Here is a 20,674-nt window from a genome sequence, read left to right as displayed (position 1 = left end):
TCATTCGTGGCGGTGTAGCTCAGCTGGTTAGAGCGCACGACTCATAATCGTGAGGTCGCGGGATCGAGTCCCGCCACCGCTACCAAGGAAAAGCCCCGGAATCCGTTGAGATTCCGGGGCTTTTCGCTTCCCTAGTGACTGTAGCCAGAGTGTAGCCAAAGCAGCGGGTGTAGCCAGCCGCGTAGCCAAGGCCCGAATGTCCAGCCTGCTGAGACAGATTCTCCAGGAGCGATTCTCCCGAGATTCGACCCTCACCACCCTGGCTCCAGCTTGGCCAAATCTGGCGTCCAAGGCTCCGTCTGCACCACCCGGACGTCGCCCAAGACGACAACGTCTCCCTCGACACGCCAGCGCTCCGGCGACGTTCCGGCAGAGATGCGCCCTTCACCAACAACCTCCCCGCTGCCGAAGAGTGTAGTCCCCTCAGCCAGCCGCGGGCCCACCAGGCGAACGCTGCCGCACAGTCGGGCGTTCCGCTCCAAGACCGTCCCCGCGCACGCGTACGACGCCCCCGTCAGCAGCGCACGGTCGTCCAAGCCAACGGTCCAGTCTGCCCATGCAAACAGACCAACCTGGCCGGGGAAGAACACCGTCGGCCCGGGCTCATCGGGCTTCACTAGGTGCCCGCCAGCAACGCGCAGCTCAACGTTCACGGTCGGTGACGGCGTCGAGCGGAACGGCACCCAGTTCGCGCTCACAAGCATCTGCACCGGGTAGTCCGGCTGCGCGCGCCAGACGAATCTGCCGTTGACGATCTCGAAGCCCGGGCGCTGGTAGTAGCCGTCGTCCAACGGGCCGAAGCCACCGCGGTTCTTGTGCGAGCTCACGCGGCCGCCTGCGGGCTCAGAACGGTGCCGGCGGGCATTGGCGCGGGAAGAGATGCGAACGCCTCGTACGAGGCCAGCAGGGCGTTCTTGGGCGGCAGCGACAGTACGCTGTCCTGCAGCAGCGCTTCGCGCACCGTCGGCATCGGCGGCACGGGGGAATGCATCCCCATTGTGTCCAGCGCGGCCGAGAGGACGATGTCCTCATTGATGTTGAGCCCAGCCGACAGTGCAGTCACGACGTCGCGTGAGAGCAGCTCCAGGGGCTTGCGCGCCATGCGCTGGATCGCCGAATGAGAGAGCGGCAAGCCAGCCTCGGCAGCGCGCGGCGACAGTTCGGAACGCGATTCTCTGCACGCGCATCGCGTCGAGGATGAGTTCTCCGAGCGGGTTCTCGGTCATGGTTTGGCCTCCTTAGAGTCGGCACTTGATGTCTCGCCCGGCCGCGCTCGGCGGCGCGTCGGTTTGTACTCAGAACTGTGCTCGAAGGGTGTGACAGAACGTGGCTGGCGGTCCGTTTCTGGGGCCGAGATCGCTGTCGCGGACCAACCGCGGCCTGGCTCCGCCGCCGCGGTCGTCCGCTCGGCGATCTTGGTCCTGGACGTGCACTATGGCTGCGCCGCCGTGCGGACGCATGGGAGCTGGTGACGCAAATCCAAGTGCAGGCAACTTCCGATCCTGTGGAATTGATTAGATCGTTCTGCGACGAAAGGGATGATTCCCCACACAAGTTCGCAGGCGGCCGTCTAACGGCTTGGACCTACACGCGTGGGTGGGGTGGCCATCTGGATGCACGAAGGGCCCCTGTGGGGTTGAACTGGTCAGCTACTTCGGTCTGCAAGAGCGTGTAGCGGCGCATGATCTCCTGCATGAGCTGATCCGTCGAGAACTGCTCCAGCAGCGGCAATTTGTCCTGCTGCGATCCGCTGGCAAGGACCTCTGCGGTGATCTCGCCGCCATACTTCATGGCGTACCAGATTGAACCGGGAGCAAGCTCCAACGCCTGCCCCCGGCACGCATTTCTCTCTCAGGTCTTGACGACATCTTCCTGTATGGGCAACTACAGCTAGTCCCGGAGTGCTTCATCCGGTTCCATATTGGCCGCCTTTGCAGCTGGCAGGAAGGCCCCAAGGAGCATACCAACAGTAGGCAGAATGGCCACCAATACTAATGCACCAACACTTGGAAATGACCAAGGGCTAACAGACATGTTCAGTGCATCTTGTGAGGACACAACGGCTGTTAAAATCGGCGACAGAACGCAGCTTATGGCAACGGCCAGCAGCCCGACTGAAACTCCGACCAATGCCAACGCTCCCATGATGAGCCGGAAAATCGTCATCTTCTCGTACCCAAGGGCGCGCAAGAGACCTATGTCCCGGCGGCGAAGTTTCGTCCATGACGAAGCCAATGACAAACCAACTCCAAGCGCAACGGCAACCGTCAGGTACGTCAGCAAGGTAGAGCCGAGCGCGAGAATATCTAGTGTTGACGAAAGCTCAGGGGTTTGTGTTGCCAGGGCAGATACATCGAAACCCATTTGTGATAGGTTCGCTTGAACGCCTGCGACTTCGTCTACGGAACCTACCTGGACATACGCCGTCACCGGCGGTTCGAGTTTTGTTCCCGGAGGTGATGTTAGCTCCAAAAATGTATTCAGGGTTTTCTGCGAGACATAAGCAGGAGTCGGACCAGATTTGTCGGGAACCGAGTTATCAGCAACGGCCGTTACTTGGAGGGGAAAATAGCCGGGTTCGCCTGTACCTACGGAAACAACCCGGGTGTACTCAAGTCGGACCGTCGTTCCGACGGTTTGTTCCAGTGATCCTCCCATAACTTGTTGGGGAAGTACGATCTGACCATCCCCGATTGTTTCGATGGCGTCGTCATCTCCGACTATAACTTTGCTTGTCAGTCCCGGTACCACCGGCGTCAAGCTAATTACTCCGGGATTCAGCTGACTGTCGGGCCAATCACTCTCATCCGCAAGCAAGACGCTAACTTGTCTCCACGGGTACACGGATGTCACATTGTCGAGTGTCTCTATTTTCTCTAGGGTAGCCTCGTCAAGGACTGCTGTGGTGTGCTCGGCTTCGGCAGATACTTCGATTAAGGTTAGCGCTGAACCTGTCTGTAGTCGTTCAACCGCTTTAGATACCCCTGCTTCGACGACTGCGCTCGATAGCAACGACGCAATCGATGCCAGTAACACCATCGTTAAAGCGAGCGAAGACGACAAAAGAATCCTGCGAACGTCCGCTCTCAACATGACGGAGAATCCGCTATTCATTTTCGCACCTAACGAAAGTTTCGCGGTCTGCCACAGATCCCATGGATTCGTCGTGAGTAGCTACTACTACGGCAACTCCCTGCCCGCGCAGATCATCTAGCATCGAATACACAGCCTCCCGCTGAGTCGAGTCCAAGCCCGATGTAGGTTCGTCAGCCAACACTAATGAAGGGCGGTTGACCAAAGCTCTACAAATTCCAACACGCTGCATTTCCCCACCTGACAGATGAACGGCACGTTCATTCAGGAGTTTCTCGAGACCGAATGGTTCCAGAAGCCGTCTGATAGCAGAAGTAGTAAGACCGCCATTGGAAGCAACCCTCAAGTTCTCGGCGACTGATAAATGCTCGAAGAGGTTCGAATTCTGGAAAATCACACCAATCTCGGAACGTCGAAGTATAGAAGTCTGTTCATTAGACGGGGATTTTCCATTGAATAGAACTCGCCCACTCGTTGGATTCGAGAGAAACGACCCCAACCGAATGGCCGTTGATTTCCCGCTTCCGGAATTTCCGCGGAACCATGCAATCTCTCCGGCATGAACATCGAAGTCGAAATTGCGTAAAACAGTGCGTCTGCCATATTTCTTGCTGACATCCACGAACTGCAATAATGGATAATTTGAAGGTGTCAAATTAAACAGCTTTCTGCGCGATTACAGTCATGTTGAGAGAACAACCAAGATCTTGAGTCTTCGAAACTAAGACGAATCCGGGATAGCCGGGGCATTTCTTCCAAGAATCTTTCTCACGTGAGATACTTTTCAAGTCGTCCTGTGTCAGTTGGACGACGCTAGAATTCGGTAATGCCGCAGCAGCGTACATAAACTGGTCGACACTTTTGGCCTTGCCCCGAATCCACGTTAACATCTCGGCTTGAAGCCTCGGGAACATCCCTGAAACCTCTTCTTGATTAGCGAATAGGTGCACGTCAACCAAAGCTGAAGCAGCAATCTTTTGGTCAACTGGGTTGCTACCTGGATCGAAGCTGATCAATTTAGCTAAACTTATGCCAGGTTCGATGATCGTGGCAGCTGATGCATCATTCAGATAGTCAGGAAGTGTATCCAGCGTGACTTTGCTTCCATATTCGTTCATGGCTTGCCTTGCCAAGTCTCTTTGCGCTTGTGATGGGTTCTCACCAGCAAGTACAAGTGCTGCCGCTGCATTTAGACGTACCGATATTGGTAGCTCAATTTCGTTGAACGAGGTTTGCAAGTTCTCGATGGTCTGGTCGGTAAAGACCTCGCGAGTTCGTTCCCCAAGTAGATTTGCGAACAGGAGTGCGGTGTCGATGCGGCTAACTGTGGTCACCTGGGCGCCCGCGGTAATTTGCTCTGGATTCAGCAACCATCCATCATCATCCATAAAAGCCCGTGAAGAAGCAACCAGTTCGTCACTGACTCTGGTGCGCTGTTCAGCTGATTCCGACGGGGGCCAGTACTTTACGACAAATACGATTCCAACTATAATAATCAGGGATAAGATAGCGGCAACGCCAGCACCGGCCCAGATTTTCTTCATTTAATTTCCTTCGGGTTTCAACGCATGTTGGCTTCACTTGCGCGAAACCAACATGCGTCTGCTTGCGAACGGTTGCTTCTAAAGGCGGACGTGAATATTGCGGTGAGTACCGTATTGGAGTGCTCCGCCGTGCAAATCTAGTCCAACGTAGAGAGCTCCCCAGCCTCCGCACACACTTCCGCTCAAATATGCACCCTTTGCCCCATTAGTGTTCTTCTAGTACAGAGATTTGTTTCCCCGGGTAGAACCCGCCGTTGCACCCTTAATCGAGATGCTTCCGAGTCCAATTTGATAGAAAGCGGTTTCATTATCGATCCATTTCGGCTTCTTTGAGATTACAACGGATGTTTGGAACTTGCCGCACCCTCCCTTAGCTACGGTAGAGATCCATGCGTTTCCTGTGATCTTTGCACCGTTCGGGTAGTGGTTTGAGTCGGAACCCTTTGTGGCATTGGCGACTGGGGCCGTTACAAGCGTTGATCCGATGATCGAAAGTACTGCCAGTCCGGCGACTGACATTCTCTTCAGGTATTCCGATTTCATCTTTCCCCTTTTCTTGTTGAATGGCGCGAAGTGCGCAATTGCAAGTTTACGCTGATCGATAGTAATTGGCGATAGTACTTATCGAATTCTCTAGCCTTCAATCAGGAGCTTATATAGTATATGTTACTTATACTGGTAGCCCTTTTTCTGGAACCGACCTGGCTTCGTTTCCTTTGGAAGTCTTGTGACGGAGGTGTGCCGCATCAGCTTCTTAGTCGGCTGTGCGTGATCGCTTGACCCTGGTCAGGAAGTGTGAGAGTGGTTCAAGGGCGGATGATCGCCATTCTGTAAGTTCGGGAGGCCTAGGAAGTGGTGCGGTCCTCGAATCCGCACCGTGGCAGCATGATTACAGTGATGACCTTCCCGCTGGCAGTCCGGGCGTGGGCGACACGATGGAGCAGTTCGACGTAGGCTTCGGTAGTGTCGATACCTCCCCGATCTGGGGGGCTCAAGCGGTCCGGAGTTCGGGTAGGGACCTATTTTTGCATCACGCGCGGACGCTGCGGAAGTGTGGACGTCACGCTACGTAATTCTCGTTCCGGAGTCAGAGAATGAGGCGCTGCGTAAAGCCATCGCATACACGTTCCCAGCGAACCCGAGCCTCGGGGTATCTCAAAAAGGACTGTCCGCTCGTCAGCGACCGCACAGGGACTGGGGTCTCTGTGACCTTAGCCTGCTGGATTCTGGAGTTGGGGGTCAGCGGAATTGCCAAGCTCTCGTAGTCCCGTCCAAGGCTGGCGAGCAAAGCAGAGCGTTTTGTTGGAACACCCCGACCGACACTCACTCCAGGTTCGGCGCTTTCGGGTGCGGGCGCCTGCGCGACAGGGCCGCAAGAATTGGCGCGAGCAGTCGGTGTTACAGCGTGAGGTTGTGGTCCGGTCCACCGGTCTGATTTTCGCGTTGCAGTGCCCACGGGTCATGGGTGGGTAAGTGTGGCTGGGCCGCTGGTGTTCGGCGGCCTTATCGATCGGGAATTCACCGGGGATGTGCCGGAAAGGGGGTGGCTCACCTGTTGTACCGAGTAGCTCCCGAACACCGTCAAATGCTATGCCTGTTCGATTCAGGGTGCATACTCGAACACATTTGTCGGCTACTCCATTGCCTGCGTGATGACCGCTATACCGGCTTCAGGTGCCTTGAAGTCAGCATCTACCCCTCTGTGGAGGTGAAGCCGAGGGGTGTAGACGGCACACCCATCGGTGCTCATAGTTCCGGCCCCGGGAAATGGAGCACGTACTCGTCCGGCACTGCATGGTTGGCTCAATGGGGTTCAGCCGCCGCGTCGACGATTGACTCGGCGGCCGCGCCCCACCGAACATGAGTACAAGCCCGGCTTTGCCCTGGTTCTCGACGGCCAGGCCATAGCCGTCACCAACGCCTGCCCGCGCCACGCATTTCTCTAGAATTCGCAAATCGGCTGGGGGCCTTTCCTGTTAAGCTGACGAATTAACCAGACGAGATAAACAGACGATTCCAAGGGGTGCTTCCATGCTTCCGCTGCACGGTTATAAGGATGCGGTCCTAGAGTGGCTTTCAAAACGCGGGTGTGGCAGTTTATCGCCCCAGGTTTGCGCGGTTTTTTCTGAATCATCTTTTGAGCCGGGCCAGGCTGGTCTTGCTGACTATTTTGACTCCGGAGCGCATATCTCTTGGCTCGCCGGTCCAGGAATCTCGGGGATCGACTGGCCTAGAAACACATCTGGAGAGATGTTGGCTCACGTCGCTACTTTTTGCTTATCCGACGCCCAACTTCATCCGGAAACAAGAGCTTCTTGGGGGGACGACTTAGATCTACCAAGCGGGTTTCTAGAGATCTACCATGACTTACAAACCTATGGTGATGACCCAGCTGATCGGAACGAACGGGGCTGGCTGGTGAGATATATCCCAGATGTGACCGGCTTGCATCTGGTCAATGAAGCTGTCGGTCTGGACCCTGTTAGCGGTGATGAGTGTCAGCAGGGGCTCATGATGCCGGGCTTCACGTTGCCGACGTTTGAAGATCTGCCAACCAACTCCGCAGTTACTTTTGATCAGTGGGAGTCGTGTTTCGAGGAACTAGAGGCAGAATGGCATCTGCAGCGGTTCGGGGTTAACGCTGACTCTCAGATTCCCTATAGCCATCTAGGCGGCCACTCCGCGCACGGGAAGTCTGCTGTTTTTGCCCTGCTACATGAAGTACTGCCACTAGGTGACGGCGATGAGCATTATTTGCTTGCTTCGTTCGAGTCGTGGACAACGCTCAACGGCTGGTTCGGCGATGCGGGCACCTTAGAAGTATGGATAAGAAAGCAAGATCTCGCCCAGCAGCGCTTCGATGAGGCTTGGTGCCTGATACGTAACGACTAGCAACTCGTCAGTTAAACCCCACCTCTTGAATAAATAACATAAAATACTATAATTATTAGTAGATACAAATAGATATTGCTCTAGTTAGATATTGCTCTAGTGTTTATTGTTTTAGATGCTTGGCGCGCGCCGAGCGCTAACTCACAAGCAGCACTTCAGGGACAGGGAGGGGTTTCCATGACTCAGGCTCAAACCAGCCAGGCTCAAGCCAACAACACGCCCCAGCTCGCTGGCGGCCAGCTTCTGAACATCAAAGCGAAAGAAACGATGAGCCGGGAACAGCTCGCCGATCTCCTCGAAGGGCTCGCGCAGCGCATCCGCACAGGCGAAGCCACCGTCTCCGACGGCGTGACCGCAGAAACCCTGCAGCTCCCGCACACCCTCAAAGTAGAGCTCGAAGCCAAAGATGTAACCCGCCGCAGCGGCCGCATCAAACGCGAATTCGAACTCGAAATGGAATGGTACGTCGACGCCCACGGGCAGCCAGAGCAAGGCACCAAGCCCACCGGCATCTTGATCAGCTAAACCCGAGCATCGGCCACTAGACTGGTAACCATGCTCAACTGGGACTCCGCCTCTACACTCACGAAGGCCATGCTGATCGCGACCATCGCCGCGGTCCTCATCGGCCTCGTGCTCCTCATCATGGGCGCCATCCAAGACAACACCGGTCTGTTCACCGCCGCATCCGTGTTCCTGATGATCGGCATCATCGCCCACGTCATCGGATTCGGTTCCCGCATGCGGGACGGCCGCCGAGCACTCAAACAGAAAATGAACAGCGCCGGACCGCGGCGCGGAAGGTGAGCCACATGGGCGTGAATGCAGACCTGCAGGGCCACACTTACCCTGCCGCCGCACCATATTCGGTCGGACGAGAAGCAATCCGCGACTTCGCACGCGCAGTCAAAGCAACCCATCCACACCACTACGATGTGAAAGCCGCGCAAGCCGCCGGCCACGCTGACCTAGTCGCCCCGCCAACCTTCGCGGTCGTGATCGCCCAGCGCGCTGAAGCCGCCTACATCACCGACCCGAACTCCGGCATCGACTTCTCCCGCGTCGTCCACGCAGACGAACGCTTCACCCACGTCCGCCCGCTCGTCGCCGGCGACGAAATCACCGCCACCGTGACCGTGGACCGCGCCCGCGCCGTCGGAACCGGCGGGATGGTCACCACATCAACCGTGCTCACAGACGCCAACGGCGAAACCGTGTGCACCGTACGCTCAACCCTCATGATCCGCGGGGAGGACGACTAAGAATGGCTGCCTTCGAAACGGGCCAAGAACTCGGCCGCACACAGATCGAACTGACCCGCGCCGACCTCGTCCGCTACGCTGGCGCATCAGGCGACTTCAACCCGATCCACTGGAACGACCGCTTCGCAACCGAAGTAGGGCTACCCGGGGTGATCGCGCACGGGATGCTCACGATGGGCGCTGCCGTCCAACTTGTAACCGACTGGGCAGGGTGCCCCGGCAGAATCGAGGACTACCAGACCCGCTTCACCGGCATGGTCCCAGTAGCCGATGGGGCCGGCACGAACCCCGCTGAAGCCGTCGGCGCAACCCTCGATGTGGTTGCCACGGTCGGCAAGGTCGTGGACGAAGACCGCATCCGCGTGGACCTCGAAGTGACCCTGGACGGCGAGAAAGTACTCAACCGCGCGCAAGCGATCGTGAATGTCTCCGGACGCTCCGAGGCCGCATGAGCAAGCAGGTGCAACAGGGACAGCAGCAGGGCCAGCAAGAACCAGAGGGCCAGCGGAATCTCAGCGAGATCACGACGCTCAGTGACATCACAACGATGGGCGTGGGCGGGCCAGCCGACCGCTTCATCGTGGCCCGCACGCGTGACGAGATCCTCGAAGGAGTCCAAGAGGCTGACGCCGCCGGAACCCCGCTGCTGATTGTTGGCGGCGGCTCCAACCTGGTGATCGCTGACGAAGGCTACCGGGGGACCGTCCTGCAGATCGCAACCCGCGGCATCACCGTGGGCGAAGAAGATCAACCGGGTCAAGACGCCGCTGTCGGTGGTGAAGGGGCTGGCGCTGCTGATGCCACCCAAGCCGCCGCCGGGGATGGCATTGTTCCGGTGACGATCGAAGCAGGGCATCCGTGGGACGAGGCCGTCGCGTGGACCGTTGAACACGAGCTCGGAGGGCTTGAAGCTCTTTCCGGTATCCCTGGTGCGGCAGGCGCGACCCCGGTTCAGAACGTGGGCGCATACGGTGCCGACGTCTCCAACACGCTGCTCTCGATCGAGGCGTGGGACCGGCACGAAGGCAAGCTCGTGACCCTGCAGGCCTCCGAGCTGGACTTGACCTACCGGAACTCCGTTCTGAAGCGCGCAACCCAGAACGGTTCGCCTCGCTGGGTTGTGTTGGCCGTGACGTTCGGGCTCAAACGAGGCGAAGCGTTGCCTGTCGCTTATGATCAGCTCGCTCGCGCCCTCAACGTCGGGCTCGGGACCCGGGTCTCGCTGGCTGAAGTCCGTACCGCCGTGCTGGGTTTGCGCCGCTCTAAAGGCATGGTCCTGGAGGCGGGGGACCCAGACACGAACTCGTGCGGTTCATTCTTCATGAACCCGATTGTCGAGGAATCGCTCACTGCCGCGTTGCCAGCGGATGCTCCGCGCTATCCGGCGGGCAAAGACGGCTACGTCAAACTGTCTGCGGCGTGGCTGATCGACCACGCGGGCTACCACAAGGGCTTCGGAATGAAAGGCCAGCCGGGCGAGGAGATCGCTGGCGGCCGCGCATCGTTGTCCTCTAAGCACACACTCGCCGTCACCAACCAGGGTGGTGCCTCGTGCGCCGACGTCGTGGCGCTCGCCAGTGCGGTACGCGACGGAGTCAAGGAAGCATGGGGGATCGAACTCCACCATGAGCCCTTGCTCATCGGAACCTCGCTCGACGCCTGAAACGCGACGCCTGAAACGCGAGGCCCGCACAGGCCCCGCATAAAGCGTTAAATGTGTGAGCGCTCAGCCACAACGGCTGAGCGCTCACACATTTAAAGACGGCCACGATCGCCGCAGAAAGGCCTTACAGGTTGCCGAGCGCGATCTGGAGCATGCGGCGCAGCGGCTCGGCTGCGCCCCACAGCAGCTGGTCGCCGACCGTGAACGCGGAAATGTACTGCGGGCCCATCTCCAACTGACGCAAGCGACCCACCGGGATGTTCAGCGTTCCGGATGCCGCGACCGGGGTCAGCTGATGCATGGTCGCTTCCTTCTCGTTCGGAACAACCGTGGCCCACTCGTTATCGGAGTCGATCAGGCGGGCGACCTCGTCGAGGCCCACGTCTTCACGCAATTTGATCGTGAGCGCCTGCGAGTGGGACCGCATCGCGCCGATGCGCACGCATAGGCCATCGACCATGATGTGGTTCTCAGCCGTGGTGCCCAGGACCTTGTTGGTCTCCACACCGGCTTTCCACTCTTCGCGGGACTGGCCGTTGCCGAGGTCGGAATCGATCCACGGGATGAGGTTGCCCGCCAGTGGCACACCGAACTGGGTTGCGTCGAGCTCACCGGAACGCTGTTTACGCAGAACGTCGGTGTCGATCTGGGTGATCGCGGACGCCGGATCATCCAGTAGCTCCTTGACGGATGCGTTGATATCGCCGAACTGGGTCAGCAACTCACGCATGTGGCGCGCGCCGCCACCCGAGGCTGCTTGGTAGGTCATCGAGGTCGCCCATTCGACCAGGCCGTTGCGGAACAGGCCGCCTAGGCCCATGAGCATGCAGGACACAGTGCAGTTACCGCCCACAAAATCCTTGACGCCGGTCTCAAGGCCGCGGTCGATCACGTTCCGGTTGACCGGATCCAGCACGATGATCGAGTCCTCTTCCATCCGCAGCGTGCTCGCCGCATCGATCCAGATGCCGTCCCAGCCTGCCGCGCGCAGCTTGCCGTGCACAGCGCTCGTGTAGTCGCCGCCTTGCGCGGTGACGATGATCGGCAGCTTGGCGAGCTCATCGATATCGTGAGCATCCTTGAGCGCTGGCGCACCCTCAGCGAACGTTGGGGCGGCCGCGCCAGCCTGGGACGTCGAGAAGAACACCGGGTCAATACCGGCGAAATCCCCTTCATCTTGCATACGATGCATGAGGACCGAACCCACCATGCCGCGGTAACCGACAAAACCTACAGCCTTAGAAGTCATAGCTTCAAGGCTACGCGAGAACGCCGGCGCTAAGCCCGAATCTTTCGCATTATGATCCCGGCAGGCGTTAGGCTCGCCAGGGCAGGTCAGAGCCTCGCTGCTGCAGGAACTCCCACAGCATCTCAGATGCCTTGATGAGGTTCGCGGTGAACTCCTCGGGTTTCTCCGCGGTATCCACATTCCACGAGACACAGAACTCGGTGGCTTCCGGCAACGGAGTGTAGGAGATGCCGAAACCCTCCGGCCGGGTGGGTACAAAGCAGTAACGCACAATCTGCTCGGGGCCACCCACCGAGGTCGTGGAGAGGAAGTCCCGGCGCGCTGCCAGCACGGCGTCATCGGTGAAGAACGGATCGCTGGCATCGATCGTCGCCATCATTTGGATGTGGCGGTCGAAACCGTTACCGGACTTGCAGCGCTTGACCCAGCCGCGGTGTGCGTTGACGGCCGCGAGTAGATCCTCATGAGTCGCGGTGCCCGCAACGAGTTTGCGAGCGAAAGCAACGGCCTCGCCGGTAGCGGAACGCAGACATTCGGTGCGGCCAGCACGGTATTCACGCATATCCACGGCCTCATAGACCGCGCGGATGCGACCATAAGTGAGCTGCTGCGCGATGTGCATGGTCAGCTGAGCTACCGCGTCACGGCTGATCTTGAACGGCATGTGCGCAGGTGGTCGATGCGGCGCGGTGACGATCTGCACCGTGAACTTCGAGGCCAGCTCCGTGTAGGCGGCAACCCGCTCACGGAGCTGCGCCGTGGTCGCCTCATCGAGCGTCCACACAAGCTCCTCGGCATCGAGCCGTGTGAGTTCTTCTGAGGTTTCCGCCGGCAACTGCACGGTCTGGAGGCGTTTCATGGCGGTGACCAGCGTGGCGCCGTCGATGCAGGAGTGCTCCACATGCACCGCGGCCCACTCGTCGGGAAGACTCACCTGATAGCTCAACGGCTTATACGCCCATGCCCCGCGCGGGGTGAAGGTTGCCTCACGGATGCGCTGGGTATCTGTGGCGCCGCCGTCGGTCAATAGCTCAACGGTGAAGAGCATGTCGGCTAGACGGTCATACACCAGATGGTTGCCGCTGTGCTCCAGCATGTCTGGAAGCAGATCGTCAAGAACACCGGAACCCAGCAGGGAAGGGGCGTTGAAATCGAGCTCTGGGGGTTTCGTTGTCGCTGCTTGAATGTTCTCCAACGCGGCCCGCAGCGCTTCGGCGCAAGCCGGCTTGCCGGCACTGTCAGTGATAGGTACGGCGAAGAGGCGACCGTTGACGAAAACGCCGATCTCCCGGTTCGCCTCATCTAGCGTGCATGGGAAGACCTGATCTTCCCCCTCTAACGGGAGGCGTATTGAGCCACCGTAGACGAACCATTGATTCAACGTGATGCGGTTGCCGCGGGCGTCCACATCCTCCGGCAGATTCCCAGAGGCCACCTGCAGGTGCACCATAGCTGCGCGCTGAATGAACTCAACCGCTCCATCTAAGCCTAGAGATGTGTGCTCGCGGGGGCGAGCGAGCTGGAAGCAGACATTGGTGCTCAGAGGCAGCGGCTCACGGACGGTGAGGTAGCTGGAATACCATTCCTCGTGCAACCAGTTGGTGCCTTCAGCGGCGAGGGCCTCGGCGCGCTCACGCAGAGCGGCATCGAGCTTAGGGCCGGTGCCCGTGCGGAATTTCTCGACGATTTCGTGAGCGTGTTCCAGTTCAGCGCCTTCGAGCACTGCGCGGAGCGCATGTTCATACGCATCGAGAGTGCCGTCCAACGGCGGGACCTCGAGCGGCTTCAGATCCAGTGTTGCAGGATGCGGGATGATCCCGGGATGCCTGGTCATGCTTCGAAGCCTCCTACAGCTAGATCTTCGCTACAGCACTGTGCTGAATCCTTATGGAACGCGGCCCCTAACAAACCCGGGACCTTAGGAATCGCAGGACGTAAGAAGCCCGATCCCTTAGGAATCGCGCTGTTTCTGCTCGGCCTGTTCTTGAGCCGCTTGTTTCTCTTCAGCTTGTGCGCGTTCGGTTTCGAGGCGCTCGGCTTCGCGCGCATGCCAACGGTCGATTGCTTCTTGACCGGTATAGAACTCCTCGACCGCTTCCATCCGTTCGGCAACGAGTTTCTTCCGGATACTGATGCTGCGCACAGCAGCCCACACGAACGCCTGGACCACAACCACTAACAGGATCACGCCCGCGATCTTGTTGCCAACGATCACAGCCCACACACCCGCCGCCGCGCTCGCGAGCGCGAGCACCGGGAACAACATGTAGCCCAGCAGGAAATGCAGCTCCGGGCGTGGAGTGCCCAGAACCAGATCCTCGCTAGCGTCAGCTTCTGCGCTCGCCGCGTCGTTGTTCACTGACGCGCTACCCGCTGGGCCTTCCGGGGTCGTGTTTTTCTCCGGGGTCGTATTCATGTCAGCCTTTTCGTTGGTACACATCCACGCGGTAGCGCAGCTGTTGTTTTTCGCTCTCGATCCAGCCCTCACCTGCCGGGCTTGAGGTCACGTGTTCCCACCCCACACCGAGCTCGGGAGCGAGCGTGTCGCCTTCAACCTGGGTGTCAACGGTTGTGACCACGGCGAGGTTCGCCATCGGCTCTAGGGCTTCATAGATCGCCCCGCCACCAACAATCCAGACCTGCTCGCTACCTTCGCTGTTATAGGCGATGTCGAGCGCTTCAGCGATCGAATCCACAGCGTGCCCGCCGGCGGCGGAAACCTGGTTGCGGGTTTCCGCCTGGGTTGTCAGCACGATGTTGGTGCGGTCAGAGAACGGACGGAACGCGGCCGGGATGGACTCCCAGGTTTTGCGTCCCATGATTACGGGATGGCCCTCGGTGACGTGTTTGAAGAACGCGAGGTCTTCGGGCAACCGCCACGGAATATCGCCGTCTACACCGATCACACGCTCAGCTGAATGAGCCCAGATCATACCGATTTGGCGTGCCGATTCGTGCGGGAGGAAGTCTTCAGAGAAATGGTGATGCATTGAAATGTGTGTTCAACGTCCTTGGAAACAGTCAGGTTTGGGAACTGTCCGGTAGTGTGCCCGTTCAGACCGCGATCGGCGCGGCAATACCTGGATGGTGCTGGTAGTTCTCCACGATGAAGTCCTCAAGCTCGTAGTCGAAGATAGACTCCGGCTTCCGTGCGAAACGCAGCGTTGGGTATTCGTAGGGCTCCCGCTCAAGCTGGGTTTTGACTTGCTCGATGTGGTTCTCATAGATATGAACGTCCCCGCCCGTCCACACGAACTCGCCAGGTTCCAAGCCCAGCTGCTGGGCCATCATGTGCACCAAGAGGGAATAGGAAGCGATGTTGAACGGCACGCCTAGGAACGTGTCAGCTGAACGCTGATACAGCTGGCACGAGAGCTTGCCGTTGGCGATATAGAACTGGAAGAACGCGTGGCACGGCGGCAGGGCCATGTTCTTGATCTCAGCGACGTTCCAGGCAGAGACGATGTGGCGGCGCGAATCAGGGTTATCGCGCAGCTGCTGCATGACCTCGGAGATCTGGTCGATGTGGCCGCCATCGGGGGTCGGCCACGAACGCCACTGGACGCCATAGACAGGGCCGAGCTCGCCGTTCTCATCAGCCCATTCATTCCAGATGCGCACGCCCCGTTCCTGCAGCCAGCGCACGTTCGAATCCCCACGCAAGAACCACAACAGTTCCAAAGCGACTGACTTGAAGTGCACGCGCTTGGTCGTGATCAGTGGGAGAGTGCCGTTGCTGAGGTCGTAACGGATCTGACGGCCAAAAACAGAGATTGTCCCGGTACCGGTCCGGTCAGATTTCGGGGTCCCGTTCTCCAGGACGTCCTTGAGCATGTCTTCATATGGCGTGGGGACGGTCATGAGACTCGATTCTACGCAGGGAGTAACCAAAAACACGGAAGGCTGTGGACAACGATACGCCCCATGCCTGGCTGTGGAAGCTGGGTTTAGCGGGCACGCAACACGGCGTACTGCGGGTGCTTCTCAAGGTAGTCGGCAGTGTAGGTGCACACTGGATCGACTTTGAGGCCCAACGCCCACAAGCGCTCCAGGACGATCGTGGTGAGCGCGCGTGCATAGCCGCGGCGGGAAAACTCTTCCCTGATGATCGTGTGGATGAAACTCAACACGTCGCCGTCTTGTTCGTACTGAATGAACCCGATGAAATCATCGCCATCGTACAGATTGAAACGAGACTGGACCTCGTCCTGCTCAACACGGAGCGTGTGCTGCTGAATCAGTGGAGGTTGCGGCATGGCAGGTTCCTTTCAACACGGCGCAAAACACGCCACGAACGCTGTGGGTGCTTCACCTCCGAGCCTACCAAGCACACGCTTGAAGCGATCGAGTCGCTCGAGCAGACACTCGTGAGCCGAATCAGTCTTCGAACGGCTTGTGGATCTCCACCGCAACGGCACGCCACCGGCGTTTAGCATCCAACGCCCGGTGCAAGATGATCGCTTCCCCCGGAGCCAGGTACGGGTTCTCTTGAGGCAAGAACTCCCGCAGTTCTTTAGGCGTCACCGTTTTCAGAGCCTTCAACAGGGTTGGCATCACGGGGCGATGCGAACACACCAACGTAGACTTCGGGTTGTTGAACTGCTTCAACAGGATCCGTTGAGCCTTATCCGGGTCACGGTCAGCGGCGTGCTCGGTCAAAGCGGTCTGCTTCTTGATGCTCATATCCATAGCCGCCGCATACGGCTGCACCGTCTGAACACATCGAGTCCAACGGCTTGAAACCAACCGTTCCGGCTGCCACACCGTCAGCATGCGAGCCAAGGCACGTGCCTGCGTGAAACCAGTTCGAGCCAATGTGCGCTCACCCTCGGAGCGGGTCCAGCTGTTGCGCGGCTTCGCTTTCGCGTGCCGCACCAAAAGGAACGGCGTCGTCTTCAAAAGCCCCTGCTCATACGCATCGACCACGGCCTTGATAGGGGCCTTGTCCGCATCGTTGGTGAGCTTCTTCAAAGCCTTCGACGGCGAATACCAGCGGGCAATATCGACCTCTTTGCCGTCGGGGCTAACCCGCCGCAGCTTCTCCACGTGAGCCGCCCAATAGTACACAACCTTCGATTTCTTGCCCACAAAGTAATGGGTGCACGGCAACGGGATCCCCAAAGTGACCTTGAGGTTGGCTTCCTCTTTAGCCTCACGGACCGCAGCCTCAGCGATCGTCTCGCCATCATCGACCTTGCCTTTCGGCAACGACCAATCCTTGTGCTTAGGCCTGTGAATCAACAAGACCTGCAAACCATCATCGGGGTCGATACGCCACGGCACAACACCAGCGGCAACGATATCGGGGTTGCTCTCGGCGATTTCGCCGATCGGTTCAGTAGAGCGCACAGGAAAAGAAATTGATGCTGACATTATGCGTTCGGTGTTCCTCGACGAGCTCGGGTCTTCAACAAGTATTCCTGAATATCCATCAGACGGTTGCCGTCGGCATCCTTATGAACACGGTTCCAGGTGCCGTCCTGCTGCTGATGCCACGATGACGTCTCATCAGACAAATACAGGTCCATCAACTCGATCAAGCCGCGCTTATCGTCCTCGTTCTTGATCGGGACCAGTGCCTCAACACGGCGATCAAGGTTGCGGTGCATCATGTCAGCCGAACCGATATAAACCACCGGGTCGCCATCGTCATGGAACGCAAACACACGGGAATGCTCCAAGAACCGGCCCAGAATCGAACGAACCCGGATGTTCTCCGACAAGCCCGGAACATTGGCGCGCAACGAACAGATACCACGCACAATCACATCGACCTGCACACCCGCCTGCGAGGCGCGGTAGAGCGCGTCGATGATCGTCTCATCCACCATCGAGTTGACCTTGATGGTCACACGAGCGTCCTTGCCCGCCTGCTTGTTCTTGATCTCTTGCTCGATACGCTCAAGCAAGCCAGAACGCAGCGAACGCGGAGCAACCAAGAGGCGATCGAACGTGGTACGCGGCGCGTAACCGGAGAGCTGATTGAACAAACGTGTCACGTCCTCACCCACGGCAGGATCACACGTCAACAAGCCAAGGTCCTCATAGAAACGAGCCGTGGACGGGTGATAGTTACCCGTACCGATGTGGCAGTAACGCACCAACTGATTACCCTCACGGCGCACCACGAGCGAAAGCTTCGAATGAGTCTTCAACCCCACGATCCCGTAGACCACGTGCACGCCCGCCTGCTCAAGTTTGCGGGCCCAAGAAATATTGGCCTGCTCATCGAAGCGCGCCTTGATCTCAACCATCGCAAGAACCTGCTTGCCGGCCTCCGCCGCATCGATCAGCGCATCCACGATCGGGGAGTCACCAGAGGTCCTATAGAGGGTCTGCTTGATCGCAACAACCTTCGGGTCTGCTGCCGCTTGGGACAAGAACGCCTGCACCGAGGTCGCGAAGGAATCGTACGGGTGGTGCAACAGGATGTCGCGTTCCTTGACGGCCTCAACCACGTTCGCTTCCATCGCGGTCTCGGCCTCGTTCAGGAATCGTGACGTGCGGCCGATAGCCCGCGGATAGCGAAGGTCCGGGCGCTGAACCTGGGACAGCGCGCCAAGCCCGCGCAGATCCAGCGGGGTGGGCAGAGCGAACACTTCAGAGTCCTCAACACCAAGCTCACGCACCAGCAAAGTGCGGACCTCATCGGACATCTCTTCATCGATCTCGAGGCGAACCGGCGGACCAAAACGGCGCCGCAACAGTTCCTTCTCGAGTGCTTTCAGAATGTTCTCCGCATCATCCTCTTCAACCTCGAGGTCCTCGTTACGGGTCACACGGAACGTGTAGTGCTCCATGATCTCCATGCCGGGGAAAAGCATGTCGAGCTGGGTTGCGATGATCTCCTCAAGCGGGACGAAACGCACCCCAGCCGAAGGGTCATGAGACGGCGGATCAACACGGACCAAGCGGGGTAGAACATCCGGGACTTTGACGCGAGCAAACAGGTGCTTGCCCGTCTGCGGGTTCCGCACCAAAACAGCGAGGTTGAGCGACAACCCGGAGATGTAGGGGAACGGGTGGGCCGGGTCCACCGCCAACGGAGTCAGAACAGGGAAAACCTGTTCAGTGAACCAGTCCCGCAAACGGTGATGTTCCGAATCGGTGAGTTCGTCCCACCGGATGATCGTGATCTTCTCTTTAGTCAGTTCCGGCCGAACCTGCTCAGTGAACACGCGCGCGTGCCGCTGCTGAAGCTCTTGAGCGCGCTCGAGGATGGTCTCGAGCTGGTCCTGTGGACTCAACCCGGTCATCGATGGGACAGCCATGCCGGCTGCGATGCGCCGTTTGAGGCCCGCAACACGCACCATGAAGAACTCATCAAGGTTGGAACCGAAGATCGAAAGGAAGTTGGTGCGCTCCAGCAGGAACAGGTCAGGGTCTTCGGCCAGTTCGAGCACGCGCAGGTTGAAATCCAGCCACGACATTTCCCGGTCCAGGAACCGCTCCAGGCCAAAATCACCGTCCGGAGTAGTGTGGACGGAGACCTCTGGGGCCTCTATCCGGTCAGCGGTCGGCTTGACACGCTTCGGTTTGCTCGCAGGTACGGTTCCGGCGTGATTCTCCACGCGATCCTCCTTGTGATGCCGGGCCTGTTCGACGCCGGGCATGGCATGGGTGTCGTGCAGTGATCGGCCCTGCTCTTCACGAGCCATATAGGCTCATGCAGAGCGGGTGGAATCACCTTCAGGATACCGCTCGTTTATCGGTGTTTTTCTCCAGAAGGGCGATATAGGTGAGATCTTGGGGCAGATGTCAGCCAACTGTTACCTGAAAGTAGTTTCTAGGCGTCTTTCGTATACATCACGTCTACGTCCCAGCGTTCAAAACCGAGGCTGTCATACAGGGCGACCGCCGGGGCGTTATCGGCGTCCACGTACAACATGATCGTCTGGTGTCCCTCGTCTTTGAGATGGTTCAAACCCGCGAGGGTGAGCGCCTTGCCCAGACCGCGGCCCTGCGCATCCGGTGAAACACCCACCACGTAGACCTCACCGACTGCAGGGTGTTCAGTCCCGCGCTCATCCGTGTGAGCCGCGTGCACCTTAGTCCAGTGGAAACCCAGCAGCTCATCGGACTCGTCATCGGTGGCCAACAGGAAACCTGCCGGGTCAAACCAGTCTTCAGCAAGCCGCTCATCCAAATCCGAACGTGTGAGCTTGCCCTGCTCCGGATGCGACGCGAACGCCGCCGCGTTCACGTCAAGCCAGGCATCGGCATCCTTGTTAGGGTCGAAAGCCCGGATGCTCACACCAGCAACCTCAGGGGTGGCAGGCAGCGACGCAGGGTCGCACAGCCGCATGCTCCACAACTCACGCACACGCTCCAAACCGACGCGTTCCGCTAGGGTGCGTGCCGCATAGTGGTCCCCGTGAGCCCACACGTTGACGGTGCGGCCCTCAAGCTGGGTCACCAGCATGTCCGCGAGGTCCTGGCCCATACCGAAACCGCGGTTGTTCGGATGCACGGCCATCTCAACGGTTGCGGGTTCGCTCGGTCCGCCGGTCACGATCGCGGCCGCCACCACGCTCTCACGCGGCTGGGACTCTGCATTCTCCGGGCCTGCTGCTTGATCGGTCGATGCTGCCTGGTCCGTTGAGACGATCACACCCCACACGTTCTCGCCCCGGCGCAGCTCAATGCGGGTCTGTTCGTTGAACGGTTCGTGACCATCGGCGTCCTCGGCCGCGCGAGCGACCGCGATGATGCCATCCAACACGGCATCAGACGGACGGCCATCAAAGCGGGACAGCGTCCACATCGTGGAATCGGTGTTGGTGGCGTCAGCGTCCTGTGCGGCAGGAGCCTGCTGGCCGGGTGCATCGTGCTGGTTGTTTGAGGCGTGCTGATCGTGTGCAGCGTGGGATTCATGCGTGCTCATAGTCATTACGCTAATCGAGTTGCGGCGCAATGAACATGCCTGTTCATGCCCAGCGAAGTCATCCCCAGCGGGTTCATGCCCGCCGTT

General features: G+C 58.9%; 22 protein-coding genes and 1 tRNA gene. 7 read left to right on the top strand and 16 right to left on the bottom strand.

The genetic code is table 11. The features are described 5' to 3' along the window. Positions 1-8 precede the first annotated feature (8 nt). Positions 9-85, top strand: a tRNA-Met gene (locus HMPREF3175_RS01005). A gap of 166 nt (positions 86-251) precedes the next feature. Here the strand turns inward: HMPREF3175_RS01005 and HMPREF3175_RS01000 are convergent. From HMPREF3175_RS01000 to HMPREF3175_RS00975, 7 genes are all read right to left on the bottom strand, one after another. Continuing rightward, a complete protein-coding gene (locus tag HMPREF3175_RS01000) occupies positions 252-827 on the bottom strand; it encodes a hypothetical protein (protein ID WP_070490233.1) in 576 nt (191 codons plus the stop codon). Then, entirely contained in the window at positions 824-1,132 is a 309-nt protein-coding gene (locus HMPREF3175_RS00995) for a hypothetical protein (protein WP_141742430.1), read from the bottom strand. The genes HMPREF3175_RS01000 and HMPREF3175_RS00995 overlap by 4 nt, the downstream gene beginning before the upstream one ends. Before the next feature lie 452 nt (positions 1,133-1,584). Then, positions 1,585-1,791, bottom strand: a complete 207-nt coding sequence (locus tag HMPREF3175_RS00990; protein ID WP_070490229.1) for a hypothetical protein — start codon at positions 1,789-1,791, stop codon at positions 1,585-1,587. Between the two features lie 99 nt (positions 1,792-1,890). Then, positions 1,891-3,114 carry an ABC transporter permease gene (locus HMPREF3175_RS00985; protein WP_070490227.1) on the bottom strand — a complete coding sequence of 408 codons (1,224 nt, stop codon included), beginning with the start codon at positions 3,112-3,114 and terminating at the stop codon, positions 1,891-1,893. Next, positions 3,107-3,715, bottom strand: a complete 609-nt coding sequence (locus HMPREF3175_RS10595) for an ABC transporter ATP-binding protein (RefSeq protein ID WP_176745104.1) — start codon at positions 3,713-3,715, stop codon at positions 3,107-3,109. Before HMPREF3175_RS10595 ends, HMPREF3175_RS00985 begins: the two co-directional genes overlap by 8 nt. A 34-nt stretch (positions 3,716-3,749) precedes the next feature. After that, a complete protein-coding gene (locus HMPREF3175_RS00980) occupies positions 3,750-4,637 on the bottom strand; it encodes a hypothetical protein (protein WP_070490225.1) in 888 nt (295 codons plus the stop codon). A gap of 216 nt (positions 4,638-4,853) precedes the next feature. Next, positions 4,854-5,180, bottom strand: a complete 327-nt coding sequence (locus tag HMPREF3175_RS00975; protein ID WP_070490223.1) for a hypothetical protein — start codon at positions 5,178-5,180, stop codon at positions 4,854-4,856. Between the two features lie 1,488 nt (positions 5,181-6,668). On the opposite strand from HMPREF3175_RS00975, the gene HMPREF3175_RS00970 reads away from it, so the two are divergent. From HMPREF3175_RS00970 to HMPREF3175_RS00945, 6 genes are all read left to right on the top strand, one after another. After that, positions 6,669-7,529, top strand: coding sequence for a DUF1963 domain-containing protein (locus HMPREF3175_RS00970; protein ID WP_083289332.1), 861 nt, complete (start codon positions 6,669-6,671; stop codon positions 7,527-7,529). A gap of 177 nt (positions 7,530-7,706) precedes the next feature. Continuing rightward, positions 7,707-8,054 (top strand): amphi-Trp domain-containing protein, encoded by a 348-nt coding sequence (locus HMPREF3175_RS00965; RefSeq protein ID WP_070490219.1) that lies wholly within the window; start codon positions 7,707-7,709, stop codon positions 8,052-8,054. Between the two features lie 30 nt (positions 8,055-8,084). After that, positions 8,085-8,336: a hypothetical protein gene (locus HMPREF3175_RS00960; RefSeq protein WP_070490216.1), complete on the top strand. Its 252-nt coding sequence runs from the start codon at positions 8,085-8,087 to the stop codon at positions 8,334-8,336. Between the two features lie 5 nt (positions 8,337-8,341). Continuing rightward, positions 8,342-8,791 carry an FAS1-like dehydratase domain-containing protein gene (locus HMPREF3175_RS00955; protein WP_070490214.1) on the top strand — a complete coding sequence of 150 codons (450 nt, stop codon included), beginning with the start codon at positions 8,342-8,344 and terminating at the stop codon, positions 8,789-8,791. Positions 8,792-8,793: 2 nt separating this feature from the next. Continuing rightward, positions 8,794-9,243, top strand: coding sequence for a MaoC family dehydratase (locus HMPREF3175_RS00950; RefSeq protein ID WP_070490212.1), 450 nt, complete (start codon positions 8,794-8,796; stop codon positions 9,241-9,243). Then, on the top strand, positions 9,240-10,454 hold the full coding sequence (locus HMPREF3175_RS00945) for a UDP-N-acetylmuramate dehydrogenase (RefSeq protein WP_083289331.1): 1,215 nt from the start codon (positions 9,240-9,242) through the stop codon (positions 10,452-10,454). Before HMPREF3175_RS00950 ends, HMPREF3175_RS00945 begins: the two co-directional genes overlap by 4 nt. A 124-nt stretch (positions 10,455-10,578) precedes the next feature. On the opposite strand, the gene asd is transcribed toward HMPREF3175_RS00945, so the two are convergent. The 9 genes from asd to mshD form a co-directional block, all read right to left on the bottom strand. After that, on the bottom strand, positions 10,579-11,703 hold the full coding sequence (gene asd, locus HMPREF3175_RS00940; RefSeq protein ID WP_083289330.1) for an aspartate-semialdehyde dehydrogenase: 1,125 nt from the start codon (positions 11,701-11,703) through the stop codon (positions 10,579-10,581). 67 nt (positions 11,704-11,770) lie between these two features. After that, positions 11,771-13,537: a choline/carnitine O-acyltransferase gene (locus HMPREF3175_RS00935; RefSeq protein ID WP_070490211.1), complete on the bottom strand. Its 1,767-nt coding sequence runs from the start codon at positions 13,535-13,537 to the stop codon at positions 11,771-11,773. A 117-nt stretch (positions 13,538-13,654) separates the two neighbouring features. Then, positions 13,655-14,119, bottom strand: a complete 465-nt coding sequence (locus HMPREF3175_RS10590) for an NF038396 family protein (protein WP_070490209.1) — start codon at positions 14,117-14,119, stop codon at positions 13,655-13,657. Between the two features lies 1 nt (position 14,120). After that, positions 14,121-14,693: a dihydrofolate reductase gene (locus HMPREF3175_RS00925; RefSeq protein WP_070490207.1), complete on the bottom strand. Its 573-nt coding sequence runs from the start codon at positions 14,691-14,693 to the stop codon at positions 14,121-14,123. Positions 14,694-14,757: 64 nt separating this feature from the next. After that, complete coding sequence (locus HMPREF3175_RS00920) at positions 14,758-15,564, bottom strand: thymidylate synthase (RefSeq protein WP_070490205.1); 807 nt, start codon at positions 15,562-15,564, stop codon at positions 14,758-14,760. Between the two features lie 86 nt (positions 15,565-15,650). Next, positions 15,651-15,959: a GNAT family N-acetyltransferase gene (locus HMPREF3175_RS00915; protein ID WP_035757991.1), complete on the bottom strand. Its 309-nt coding sequence runs from the start codon at positions 15,957-15,959 to the stop codon at positions 15,651-15,653. A 121-nt stretch (positions 15,960-16,080) separates the two neighbouring features. Beyond that, positions 16,081-17,052: an NUDIX hydrolase gene (locus HMPREF3175_RS00910; RefSeq protein WP_256173696.1), complete on the bottom strand. Its 972-nt coding sequence runs from the start codon at positions 17,050-17,052 to the stop codon at positions 16,081-16,083. Positions 17,053-17,075: 23 nt separating this feature from the next. Beyond that, positions 17,076-19,316 carry an RNA degradosome polyphosphate kinase gene (locus HMPREF3175_RS00905; RefSeq protein ID WP_070490318.1) on the bottom strand — a complete coding sequence of 747 codons (2,241 nt, stop codon included), beginning with the start codon at positions 19,314-19,316 and terminating at the stop codon, positions 17,076-17,078. Positions 19,317-19,489: 173 nt separating this feature from the next. Further along, positions 19,490-20,467: a mycothiol synthase gene (mshD, locus tag HMPREF3175_RS00900; RefSeq protein ID WP_370991801.1), complete on the bottom strand. Its 978-nt coding sequence runs from the start codon at positions 20,465-20,467 to the stop codon at positions 19,490-19,492. Positions 20,468-20,674: the final 207 nt, after the last annotated feature.

The sequence above is a fragment of the Arthrobacter sp. HMSC08H08 genome (genome assembly GCF_001807575.1).
Classification (GTDB): Bacteria; Actinomycetota; Actinomycetes; order Actinomycetales; family Micrococcaceae; genus Pseudoglutamicibacter; species Pseudoglutamicibacter albus.
The sequence above is the reverse complement of the archived record's forward strand: the minus strand, read 5'-3'. Positions and strand labels throughout refer to the sequence as shown.